Annotated in this window: 12 protein-coding genes; 5 read left to right on the top strand and 7 right to left on the bottom strand. The window is 51.3% G+C overall.

Annotation, left to right across the window (positions count from 1 at the left end; all coding sequences use genetic code 11):
• Positions 1 to 17 precede the first annotated feature (17 nt).
• The gene (kdpE, locus tag SGBXF1_RS05910; protein ID WP_037418096.1) at positions 18 to 707 is read left to right on the top strand and encodes a two-component system response regulator KdpE; all 690 of its coding nucleotides are present in this window, start codon (positions 18 to 20) and stop codon (positions 705 to 707) included.
• Between the two features lie 48 nt (positions 708 to 755).
• Here the strand turns inward: kdpE and SGBXF1_RS05905 are convergent, their stop codons facing one another.
• From SGBXF1_RS05905 to seqA, 4 genes are all read right to left on the bottom strand, one after another.
• Positions 756 to 1,055, bottom strand: a complete 300-nt coding sequence (locus SGBXF1_RS05905) for a DUF3861 domain-containing protein (RefSeq protein ID WP_037418095.1) — start codon at positions 1,053 to 1,055, stop codon at positions 756 to 758.
• Positions 1,055 to 1,705 (bottom strand): PadR family transcriptional regulator, encoded by a 651-nt coding sequence (locus tag SGBXF1_RS05900; protein ID WP_186427965.1) that lies wholly within the window; start codon positions 1,703 to 1,705, stop codon positions 1,055 to 1,057. The genes SGBXF1_RS05905 and SGBXF1_RS05900 overlap by 1 nt, the downstream gene beginning before the upstream one ends.
• Positions 1,706 to 1,890: 185 nt before the next feature.
• On the bottom strand, positions 1,891 to 3,534 hold the full coding sequence (gene pgm, locus SGBXF1_RS05895) for a phosphoglucomutase (alpha-D-glucose-1,6-bisphosphate-dependent) (protein WP_061806882.1): 1,644 nt from the start codon (positions 3,532 to 3,534) through the stop codon (positions 1,891 to 1,893).
• 77 nt (positions 3,535 to 3,611) lie between these two features.
• Complete coding sequence (gene seqA, locus SGBXF1_RS05890; RefSeq protein ID WP_037418084.1) at positions 3,612 to 4,151, bottom strand: replication initiation negative regulator SeqA; 540 nt, start codon at positions 4,149 to 4,151, stop codon at positions 3,612 to 3,614.
• A 281-nt stretch (positions 4,152 to 4,432) separates the two neighbouring features.
• On the opposite strand from seqA, the gene ybfF reads away from it, so the two are divergent.
• From ybfF to fur, 4 genes are all read left to right on the top strand, one after another.
• Positions 4,433 to 5,206 carry an esterase gene (ybfF, locus tag SGBXF1_RS05885; protein ID WP_130379575.1) on the top strand — a complete coding sequence of 258 codons (774 nt, stop codon included), beginning with the start codon at positions 4,433 to 4,435 and terminating at the stop codon, positions 5,204 to 5,206.
• 291 nt (positions 5,207 to 5,497) lie between these two features.
• Positions 5,498 to 5,785, top strand: a complete 288-nt coding sequence (gene ybfE / locus SGBXF1_RS05880) for a LexA regulated protein (RefSeq protein WP_012005675.1) — start codon at positions 5,498 to 5,500, stop codon at positions 5,783 to 5,785.
• A gap of 241 nt (positions 5,786 to 6,026) precedes the next feature.
• Positions 6,027 to 6,566: a flavodoxin FldA gene (gene fldA / locus SGBXF1_RS05875; protein WP_037418081.1), complete on the top strand. Its 540-nt coding sequence runs from the start codon at positions 6,027 to 6,029 to the stop codon at positions 6,564 to 6,566.
• A gap of 320 nt (positions 6,567 to 6,886) precedes the next feature.
• On the top strand, positions 6,887 to 7,333 hold the full coding sequence (gene fur, locus SGBXF1_RS05870) for a ferric iron uptake transcriptional regulator (protein ID WP_037418079.1): 447 nt from the start codon (positions 6,887 to 6,889) through the stop codon (positions 7,331 to 7,333).
• 214 nt (positions 7,334 to 7,547) lie between these two features.
• Here the strand turns inward: fur and SGBXF1_RS05865 are convergent, their stop codons facing one another.
• From SGBXF1_RS05865 to SGBXF1_RS05855, 3 genes are read right to left on the bottom strand one after another with little or no spacing between them, the layout of a single operon-like run.
• Positions 7,548 to 9,509 carry a TcdA/TcdB catalytic glycosyltransferase domain-containing protein gene (locus tag SGBXF1_RS05865; protein WP_186427964.1) on the bottom strand — a complete coding sequence of 654 codons (1,962 nt, stop codon included), beginning with the start codon at positions 9,507 to 9,509 and terminating at the stop codon, positions 7,548 to 7,550.
• Entirely contained in the window at positions 9,499 to 10,551 is a 1,053-nt protein-coding gene (gene galE / locus SGBXF1_RS05860) for a UDP-glucose 4-epimerase GalE (protein ID WP_186428468.1), read from the bottom strand. The genes SGBXF1_RS05865 and galE overlap by 11 nt, the downstream gene beginning before the upstream one ends.
• 49 nt (positions 10,552 to 10,600) lie before the next feature.
• On the bottom strand, positions 10,601 to 11,746 hold the full coding sequence (locus tag SGBXF1_RS05855) for an MFS transporter (protein ID WP_186427963.1): 1,146 nt from the start codon (positions 11,744 to 11,746) through the stop codon (positions 10,601 to 10,603).
• Between the last annotated feature and the right edge of the window lie 31 nt (positions 11,747 to 11,777).

The raw sequence follows: 11,777 nt of genomic DNA, 5'->3' as shown, positions 1-11,777 counted from the left end.
CAAGCCCCGGGAGTCTTGTGAGCAATACGCCAACCAATATTCTGATTGTCGAAGATGAGAAAGAGATCCGGCGTTTCGTCCGCACCGCGCTCGAAAGTGAAGGTCTGCGGGTGTTTGAAAGTGAAACGTTGCAACGCGGGTTGATTGAAGCCGGTACGCGCAAACCGGATCTGATTATTCTTGATTTAGGGTTGCCGGACGGCGACGGGCTTAACTATATCCGCGATTTACGGCAATGGAGCGCTATTCCGGTGATTGTGCTGTCAGCGCGCAATGCCGAAGAAGACAAAATTGCCGCGCTGGACGCTGGAGCAGACGACTATCTCAGCAAACCCTTTGGTATCGGTGAACTGCTTGCTAGGGTACGGGTTGCCTTACGCCGTCATTCCGGCAGCCTACAGGAAAGTCCGCTGGTGAGCTTCTCCGAAATTACCGTCGATCTGATCAACCGTCGGGTATTGCGCAAGGGTGAAGATCTACATCTAACGCCGATTGAGTTTCGTCTGCTGGCCGAACTGCTGGCGAACTCCGGTAAAGTCATCACCCAGCGTCAGCTACTGAGCCACGTCTGGGGGCCGAATTATGTCGAACATAGCCATTATTTGCGGATTTATATGGGCCATCTACGACAAAAACTCGAAGCCGATCCGGCCCGGCCAAAACATTTACTGACCGAAACCGGCGTCGGTTACCGCTTTATGCCTTGACGTTAATAGGCGCAGTATTCGATTAAACGGGCGCAGCATGTGGCGCCCCTACTGTTGCGGGCCTTTCTTCAACCCCACCATAAACTCTTTGAACGCTTCGCGCAGCGGTGCAAATACCGGGTGCTTGCGGTTTTCGATCATCACTTCAGAAAACAACTTTAGGCCAACGGCAAAAGCCGCACTGTTGTTCTCGCCAAAGTTCAGATCTTCACGCGCTTTGATGCGCTCGACAATGCCAAGGATGTCGTCGTGGTTCTCCACCTCAAAGCTCAGTGGCGCTTTGTCGACAGGCTCGCCTTTGCGATCGCTCAGAGCCTCAACGGTGATACGGAAACGGTGGCCTGGCATCAGTCATTCTCCTGTACTGTTGGGGCAATATTCATTTCGCTTTCAATCGCCGCTACGGCGGTCAGTAATGCAGCATTAATGCGTTCAACCTGCTGCGGTGAAAGATCGGCACGCATCACATTACCCCGCAGCAAACTGCGCAGGCGGTTCATAGCGTCAGAGATACCTTCAGCAAGATTACCGTGATGATGATGACCGCGACCAGCACCGGCCAAACGGGCCAGGATGACGTCGACAGCGGCCTGGTGCTTTTGCAGTTCACGTTGGCCCAATTCGGTAATTTGGTAGCTTTTACGACCGTTACCGCTGGTGATCGGCTCAAGAAAATCTTGCTCTTCCAGCAGTGTCAGCGTTGGATAAATCACGCCAGGGCTTGGCACATACAGACCGGAGGATGCCTCATCAATCGCCTTGATAAGCTCATAACCGTGGCTTGGTTTACGTGCCACCAGCGCCAGTAGCACCAACCGCAGATCGCCATGTTCAAACATACGGTGGCGCCCACCACGTCCGCCGCGCCCACCACGCCCTTGTTCTTCGCCGTGAACACCACCAAAGTGATGACGCCCGCCGCGACGACGATGATCGTGCCCTTCTTCGCTGTCATGGTGACAACCATGACGACGGTGTAAATCTAAACGGTGAAACATAGTTATACCTCTCAATAAATAGTTCGTTGACGAGGTGATTTAGATATATCTAACTCACTTCGATATATCTAATCTAGATCGATATATCTAAACGCGCAAGCGACGTTTGCAAAAAAGATATATCTAAATTGCAGGCATAAAAAAAGCGCTGTAAAAACAGCGCTTTTTATCAGACAAAAGAGAAATTACTTGGCGGAAGCCAGCACCGCACTCACGATATCGACAGCTTCATGCTCAATCTTTTCGCGATGTTCAGCACCCAGGAAGCTCTCACAGTAAATTTTGTAGGCTTCTTCAGTACCGGAAGGTCGTGCCGCGAACCAGCCATTATCAGTCATCACTTTCAGGCCGCCAATCGGTGCACCATTGCCCGGTGCTGCGGTCAGACGGGCGGTGATCGGATCACCCGCCAGAGTATCTGCCTTAACCATGTCCGGCGACAGTTTGGACAACGCGGCTTTTTGCGCTGACGTTGCGGGTGCCTGGATGCGATTGTAGCTCGGCGCACCAAAGCGCTTGGCCAAATCATCGTAGTGATGCTGTGGGTTTTCGCCAGTCACCGCAGTGATTTCAGCGGCCAACAGACACATGATCATGCCGTCTTTGTCAGTCGACCAAGGTGTGCCGTTGAAACGCAGGAACGATGCACCAGCGCTCTCTTCGCCACCAAAGCCCAGGCTACCGTCAAACAGACCATCAACAAACCATTTGAAGCCCACTGGCACTTCAACCAGCTTGCGACCTAAATCAGCCACTACACGGTCAATCATCGCGCTGGAAACCAGCGTCTTACCCACCGCCACATCAGCGCCCCACTGCGGACGATGCTGGAACAGATAGTTGATAGATACCGCCAGATAATGGTTCGGGTTCATCAGGCCTGCCGGTGTCACAATGCCATGACGGTCATAGTCCGGGTCATTAGCAAACGCCAGATCAAACTTGTCACGCAGCGCAAGCAGGCCACCCATCGCCGGAACTGACGAGCAGTCCATGCGGATCACACCGTCGTGGTCCAGATGCATAAAGCGGAAGGTCTGATCGATAGAATCATTTACCAGCGTCAGATCCAGCTTGTAGTGCTCAGCAATACGTTGCCAATAGGCAATGCCTGACCCTCCGAGAGGATCAACACCCAACTTCAGACCAGCACGTTGAATGGCAGGCATATCGACCACATCCACCAAGCCTGCAACATACGGCTGCACCAGATCCTGCGCGTGCACATGACCGCTGTTCCAGGCTTTATCCAGTGACTGACGCTGCACGCCTTTCAACTGCAATGACAGCAGTTCATTGGCACGCTTTTCAATCACTGAGGTCAGATTGGTGTCAGCCGGGCCGCCGTTGGTCGGGTTATATTTGATGCCGCCGTCTTCAGGTGGATTATGGGATGGGGTAATAACGATACCGTCAGCCAATGCCCCGCCATTGCGGTTGTGACACAAGATAGCGTGAGATACCGCAGGCGTCGGTGTAAAACCGTTATTTTCCTGCACGATCACATCCACACCGTTGGCGGTCAGCACTTCCAATACAGAAATGAAGGCCGGCTCTGACAGCGCATGAGTATCTTTACCCACGTAGCATGGGCCGGTAACCCCTTGCTGATGGCGTACTTCGGCAATCGCCTGCGCGATAGCGAGAATATGGGCTTCATTGAAGCTGTGGCGTTGAGCGCTGCCACGATGGCCTGAGGTCCCGAACTTCACCGCATGTGCGGCGTTGCCCGCTTCCGGTTGCAGTACGTAGTACTGCGACGTCAGCTGGGCTACGTTGATCAAATCGCTTTGCTGAGCCGGCTGCCCGGCACGTGGGTTATTCGCCATCGACATATCTCCCTAATCCCTGTCCAGCGGCCTGGCAATATGTCGCTCACGGCCACCATGACGGGCTGTTCGCTAAATTAGATAGTGCCGCAAACTTTATCTGTCAGTTCCGTCGGGAACTGCATAGCCTGCATGATGTGCTCCACCATGCTGCGTTTGCGACCGGTATTGGTATTGGTGATCACCCAATAAGGCGTGCCTGGAACGTGCTTCGGCTTGGTGTGCGTTCCATTCGCCAACAGGGTTTGTTGATCGCCTGCAAAATAAGTACGGGTACGGCCATGCAACGCTTCAGTTGCGGTGGCAAAACCCGCCGCATCGAGGGTATACAGGGTGGAAAGTACCAGCATAAAACGGTTCACCGCTTTGCTCTGCTCGGCATATTCATCCGACAACAGCAGTTCGCGCACGGCACGCACGCGATCGCGCGGGCGCGGTGCAGCAACAATTTTGTCCTGCTCGGCGCTCTGTGCGCTGGCAGCTGGCGCAGCGCGTAACGGCTGACCGGCGGTAAATTTCAACATACGGCGCAAAATATCAGACGCGCTCTCACCAATATGTTGCGTGTGGCTGGCAATATAGCGGTAAAGCTCTTCGTCGACTTCAATAGTTTTCATCTTTATCCAGTACTGTTTTTTTCTACTTAGAACCTGAAGCCAGATCCTGCATTCAAGCCATGGGATTATAAGGTTAAAAGCGCGGGAGCGAACATAACAATGTGCCCCAACACGGCAAAAGCAGACTATTACCTAGAGTCCGCCCAGCATCCGCGTTGCCAAACCCGCACCTTATCATGAAAAATCCGCGTTATACCCTATGGATTTCAAGCGGCAGCACGGCAACGGGTATATTCATCGTGTGTTTTAATCATGATAACCTAATCTGAATCTCTCTCAGTATGAACTTCACCATGAAATTACATTATCAATTGCTGGCTACTGAGTCCGCAGCGCTGCCGGTCATGCTGATCCACGGGCTATTTGGCAATCTGGACAATCTGGGCGTGCTGGCGCGCGACCTTAACCAGCAGCACAGCGTGATTAAAGTCGACTTGCGTAACCACGGCCTGTCGCCACGTTCAGCGGTAATGACCTATTCGGAAATGGCACAGGATCTGCTGGCACTGCTGGATGATTTGCACCTGGAGAAGGTCATTGTTATCGGCCATTCAATGGGCGGTAAAGCGGCGATGGCACTGACGGCGATCGCACCAGATCGAGTGGACAAACTGATCATTATTGACGTGGCGCCGGTGGATTATCAAGTTCGCCGCCACGACGAAATTTTTGCCGCGTTACAAGCCGTCAGCGCAGCCGGCATCACTCAGCGCCAGCAAGCTGCGGAATTGATGCGCAGCTATCTGGATGAAGAAGGTGTGATCCAATTCTTGCTGAAGTCATTCCATCAGGGCGAATGGCGCTTCAACCTGCCGGCGCTGATCGATCAATATGAAAATATCACCGGCTGGCAAGAAGTGCCCGCCTGGCCACACCCGACACTGTTCATTCGTGGTGGGCTGTCACCTTATGTCCAAGATAGCTACCGCGCAGATATTGCCCGCCAGTTCCCGCAGGCACGTGCGCACGTGGTTGCAGGCACTGGGCACTGGGTTCATGCGGAAAAACCAGAAGCCGTGTTACGTGCCATACACCGTTTTCTCGGCGAAGCCTGAGTCGCACGGCGCCTTGTTAGAGCAGGAACCCTACCTAAAACGGCTATCTGGTGAAAAAACGCGCTAAAGATAACGGCTTAGCGCGTTTTCGGCTCAGTTAAACATTGTCGTCGCTCCATCTGCTGGGGTAATATGGCGCGCTATAATTTTGCCGCCGTGCTAAGCGTGTTTAATAGCGCCAAGCTGGGGGTGAATTTGGGTTAGGGTTTATTGGCCCGAAGTGTGTTAACCGAACCATCCAGAAGCGTTTACGCGCTTTTTGATGCAAACTCCCTTGCAGTACCGCTACCTATGGCAAAAGAACAAACGGATCGCACGACGCTGGATCTGTTCGCAGATGAACGCCGTCCGGGGCGCCCGAAAACCAACCCGCTATCCCGAGATGAACAGCTTAGAATCAATAAGCGTAATCAGCTTCGACGCGATAAAGTCCGTGGCTTACGGCGTGTGGAACTGAAGATCAACGCGGATGCGGTGGACGCCCTGAACAAATTGGCGGAACAGCGTAATATCAGTCGCAGCGAGCTTATTGAGCAAATGCTGTTGGCGCAACTGGCAGACGACCAGCCAGAACATTGATCATTGCAGCCGCACATGCGGCGCGGCGTTAAGGATGACGCCCGATCAACATCGTTTTATACCTAGTGTATATTCCACCCGGTATCGCATAAACGTGATAAAACCCCGGGGTAAATTTCTGGCATGATACGCAATTACCGGTAAGGGTTTCCCTTGCCATGGCATCATTTTAATCGGTGTTATCGTAGTCAGCGCTAACATCGTGTAATGCAATTTATTGAATTTAAAGGTTATACGCGATATGGCTAATGTAGGCATTTTCTTTGGCAGCGACACTGGCAATACCGAAAACATTGCCAAGATGATCCAGAAAATTCTTAAGCAACAGTTTGGCGATGATGTTTGCGAAATGCACGACATCGCCAAAAGCAGCAAAGAAGACCTGGAAGGTTTCGATATCCTGTTGCTCGGTATCCCGACTTGGTACTACGGTGAAGCCCAGTGCGACTGGGATGACTTCTTCCCAACGCTGGAAGAGATCGACTTTAACGGCAAGTTGGTTGCGCTGTTTGGCTGTGGCGACCAAGAAGACTACGCAGAATATTTCTGTGATGCGATGGGTACTATCCGCGACATCATTGAACCACGTGGCGCCGCCATTGTAGGCCACTGGCCGACTAAAGGTTACCACTTCGAAGCGTCGAAAGGTTTGGCAAGTGACAGCCATTTCATTGGCCTTGCCATTGACGAAGATCGCCAGCCAGAGCTGACCAATGAACGTGTCGAAGGTTGGGTAAAACAAATCGTCGAAGAGTTGAGCCTGGCCGAGATCGTCGGGTAACGCCAAAGGTTGAACAAAAGCCCTGCAAAGTGCATAGTGTTGCCGGCAGGGCCGTCATCGGCAGTACGGATTACTGCAATAGAAGATACACATTTGTAACTTCTCACATCGTCAAGGTAGACTGAGATATCGGTTTATCCCATCCATCAAGACGTTGCGTGTGCAACATGCAATAGTGCAATTATATCTTTGTTAACAACCGGCGGTTTCTATTTAGGTCAACCGGTTCTATAATGAGACGCAATTAACACTTTGTGCCGACCGATGCCACAGGCGAGAACGCCTCAACTTGATTAGCATAGTAACAGGACTGAATCCGCATGACTGACAACAATACCGCATTGAAGAAGGCCGGCTTAAAAGTCACGCTTCCGCGACTCAAAATCCTGGAAGTACTGCAAAATCCGGAATGCCATCACGTCAGTGCGGAAGATCTGTACAAAAAACTGATAGATATGGGCGAAGAAATTGGCCTGGCTACGGTTTACCGCGTACTGAACCAATTTGATGATGCAGGCATTGTGACTCGTCACAACTTCGAAGGCGGCAAGTCCGTGTTCGAACTGACCCAGCAACATCACCACGATCACCTGATTTGCCTGGACTGCGGCAAAGTGATCGAATTCAGCGATGAATCTATCGAAGTGCGTCAGCGTGATATCGCCAAGCAGCACGGCATCAAGCTCAGCAACCACAGCCTGTATCTGTACGGCCACTGTGAAACTGGCGACTGCCGCGAAGACGAAACTCTGCACGACAAAAAATAATGCCCTAAAACGGTATTGAGAACCGCCTTAACGGCGGTTTTTTTATGCCTGTAGCTCTGCGATGAATAGATAAAAAAATCCCCGGACAGGCCCGGGGAAAGATAATAGCTAAATGACAACAATTGCAGCGGCACTTCTCCACGGTACTTCTCGCTTCCCACTTACACTCACTTCAACGTCAACTCACCCGCCGACACGCGGATGGGTAAACTCGTTACAATGCATATTCAAGAAATAACAGCCGATCAAAAAACAGCGCCTTGGCTTGGTCGAACACACCACGAACACGAAACCCCTTGTTCAAATAAATTTGGCAGGCATCACTGCGTTGCCATACGCACAGCACGATGTTTTTCGCCTGTCGCTGATCCGCTTGCAGCTTAATCAGGGCAAACATTTGATTAAAATATCCCAGCCCACGATATTGGCTCTCAATCGCCAAACTACAGACAAAATAGTCGTCAGCAACACAGTGACTTTTCACAAAGCTGTCATAGGCCTCATCAAGCGGTTTCATTTCATCGCGATAAAGGTAATCCGCGTCTATGCCATACAGTTCACTGACAGTCGCCGCATTGAAAAAACCGATAAACTCCCCGCGTCGATCATAAGCCACAGTAATCAGGTCTAGGTAAGGCTCAATATTTTGCGCCTGCTGCAAAGACACCAGATCCAGACCGGCGCGATTGCCAACAGAACAGTATTCCAGATAACTGGTGCTAAAAATCAGCTTTGCCATGCGGGTCTTATCCGCTTCATCCACCCGCCGTCCCGCCAAGAAATGCAACGATCCTTGCGGTTCAGGCAGCATCGCCTCCCCCACCCCCACGGTAGATCGCCAGTAACTCCCTGCCGCTATCTGCCGTCTGTTATCGGCAATCAAATATTCACCAAAAAGCTGGTTTACCCGATCAAGCCGGCGATCATGAGAAAGCACCGAATAGTAGTGGTAATGGTCGATATCGGACCGAATCTGCGCCGGATAAGCCATGCGAGGTACTTCATCGACGGTAAATATTTCCGCATAGCGTGCCAAATCCAGCGGCTGCTCAAGTTGCCAATCCACCCTTTCCAACCGGCTAACGCATTGCCGGTAGCTCTGCTCCTCTTCTTGCGACAGCGGTAGCCTCTCATTGGTGATCACATCTTCCAGCAGGCGCATACCACGAATACCACAGGTCACCGCCTGCGGGGCAGCGTCATAATGGACACCATAATTCTGACAAAAACGATCATGACTGAGGAAAGTGCGTTCAATATGGCGGCTCCACAGCTGATAAAAGGGATCAAACAGTTTCCGTTCATAAACCGAATTCTTTTCCGGGACCTCACGGCGTTCTCCCGCGTAAATTTGATCAAGCCCCGCCAACATCCTGCATAACGACATATCTCCTTTACGACTGATGATCATTCCAGTTTCGTCGAGAAACAGATTCAACCAACTGACGTGATTAACCTCACCTCCGGGGCGAAACTGAAGAAAATCCGGCAGCTCGGGCTTAATCAGAAACAGTGTCGCCGAACGGTGGGGAAGCGTATCGATATCCATATACACGCCACCCATCTCGATCAAAATCAAAAAGCGGAAGTAGTCGGAAAGTGTGGCGTAGTAGCGTTTATCATGAAGCTGATGAATAAAGCCCAGACTATTACCGACTTTTCTTTGCGCCAGTTCACTCAACGAATGTACCTGTAGGCGATGGTTACCGGCATCGTACTCTCCCAACTGGCCGCCCAGGCTCTCGGGAGAAGCAATGAAATAGGCATCCTTTGCCAGCTGCTGTGTGTCCCAAACCCATAACATGCCGACCCAGTCATGAGCCTCACCACGACTCACTGCCTGCTGCGCATCTCCCCACTGAGAAATAACCTCTCTGGCATCGTCAGGAATGGCACCGCCCAGCCAAATGCGATGCAGCAATTGTTCCTGTGCGGCAAGAGGCCGCGTCGGCACACAAAATAGTGAAGAACAGCGCACGGCATCAAATAAGTGACCCCGTGCAGACAACCAGTCCCGCAGTTGAGCCACCCCGCGTTGATAACGTGCCTTTATCTCTGGCGTAGACTGACGCTGGTACTTCACGAATTCAAACTTCAGCTCGCTTAATCTCGCCTCATACTCGGCCTGAAACAGATCATCCTGCAGGATCCCCAAGTGCCCTTTGTTAAGCTCCATCGGCTACCATCCTTATTGATGACAGCGGTGCCGGAGGACCATAACCCTGCGGATTTTTGCTCTGCCAAGACCACGCATCACACACCATTTTTTCCAGGCTGCGCTTGGCTTGCCAACCCAGTTTTTCCGCCGCCAATGACGGATCGGACCAACACTCGGCTATATCACCCGCACGCCGGGGATTAAATTGATAGGCGATCTTGAACCCACAGGCGCGTTCGAATGCCTGAATAATTTCCAGTACCGAGTAACCTTTTCCGGTACCCAGGTTATAGACGTTAAAACCTGGCTGCAGGTTATCCAGCGCTTTCAAATGCCCCTCGGCCAGATCCATAACATGAATATAATCACGTACCCCAGTACCATCACTGGTAGGGTAGTCGTTGCCATACACTGGCAACACCGCGAGTTTGCCAATAGCCACCTGTGCCAGATACGCCAGAAGATTATTGGGAATGCCGGCGGGATCCTCACCGATCAAGCCTGACTCATGCGCCCCAGCTGGATTAAAGTAACGTAATGCGGTAATCGCCATCTGCGGCGCAGTGGAAGCGAACTCCGCCAGGATCTGCTCAACAATCAGCTTAGAAGTACCGTAAGGATTCGTGGTCTGCCCGACACGACAGTTTTCCGTCAATGGGGTATATTCCGCAGGCCCATAAACAGTGGCTGAAGAGCTAAAAATAAACTGATTAACGCCCGCATGGCGCATTCTGTCCAACACGATCAGCGAGCCTGAGATATTATTTTGATAATATTTCAACGGTTCTTCGGTAGATTCCCTGACAGATTTCAAACCTGCAAGATGAATAACGGCATGAATATCATGTTGCCGGAAGATATGGTCCAACAGATGATGGTGTTGAATATCTCCTTGATAGAAAATCACTTTTCTACCCGTTAATCGTTCCACTCTAAATAAAGACTCTGGCGAACTGTTAGAGAGATTGTCCAATACGACAACATTCTCCCCCCTTTCTAACAGTGCCAATACAGTATGCGAGCCGATATAACCGGCGCCGCCCGTCACCAATATAGCCATCATGTATCCTTGTTTGTGTTTAAAAATAAACGACTCACTCAGAAACCACCTAAACTTCCCGGACTTTAAAACCGACAGGTAAAGCAATAAAAAGCAGTAACACGGCTAACAGATAAACGGAGGAATGCGGCCCGTATTCGGTCAGAATCCCTTGTAATATTCCGGCCAGGATCACGCCGGTTGAAATGCTGTTGGTGAACAACGTCGTCGCCATACCGGCCCGTTCCGGCATCAAATCCTGGAAATACAGCATGCCGACGGTGGCGATAATGCCAATAAATATCGCGTTAAATACCTGCAAGGCCAATAGTCCACTGGCCGAGGTAAAACACAGCATTCCAGCATAAAACAGCATGCCAGCCAACATTGCACCGGCCATCATCAGGCGCTTGCCAACACGGTTCACATAGCGCCCAGCCAAAATCATGATTGGGATTTCAATGGCCGCAGCGACGCCCATAACCCACCCCGTCAGGCTCTGTGGCAAACCCAGTTCGGCGCTGATATACAGTGGGACATCAATCAGATACATGGCGCTGCAGGTCCACATCAATACAGAGGCAAAAAACAGCAAGCCAACGTCTTTATCAAAGACCGTTTTTTGCTGCATTGCGATGTCGCTGTTGATGGTGATACGAGCCACCTCTGGCAATATCCACCACGCCAACAACGTGACTACCAGAAATATCCCCGCGGCAAAAATAAACATGGCTGTGAAGCCATAATTCACCACCAGCATAAAAGCCAATGGCGGACCAAAGACCCAGGCAAGAGAAAGTTGGGCTCGCATTATCGCGCTGAACATCGCGACGTTTTGCGACGACCGCTCTCCATACTCACGGGCAAGAGCAAATAATTGCGGAATGGCGGTATTGGCGATGGCAGTTAACAGCACGCCCGCTGTTATTAATGTCAAATAATTGCGATTAAATGCAAATAACAGACAGTTCCCTGCCGCCAATAAATAACAGATTAAAATCAGATTACGCCGGTCACGCTGGCGGTCTGATTTTTTTGCCAGCAAAAAGCTGACAATAATGCCGACGCCAGCGTTAACCGCATAAAAAAAACCAACCCATAATGACGTAACCCGCACCTCCGTGGTGAGGAACAGGCTTAGGGTCGGTATTTGCAGCGCCCCGGCAATCCCGGAAAAAAAAGCAACGACCATAAAGGTCAGCCGTATCGAATTCATCTCTGATTACCGTCGGTCGCTGCAGTTAAGG

The organism is Serratia grimesii (genome assembly GCF_900186025.1).
GTDB classification, from domain to species: Bacteria; Pseudomonadota; Gammaproteobacteria; order Enterobacterales; family Enterobacteriaceae; genus Serratia; species Serratia grimesii.
Note: the sequence above shows the minus strand (reverse complement) of the source record. Positions and strands in the feature narration are given on the sequence as shown.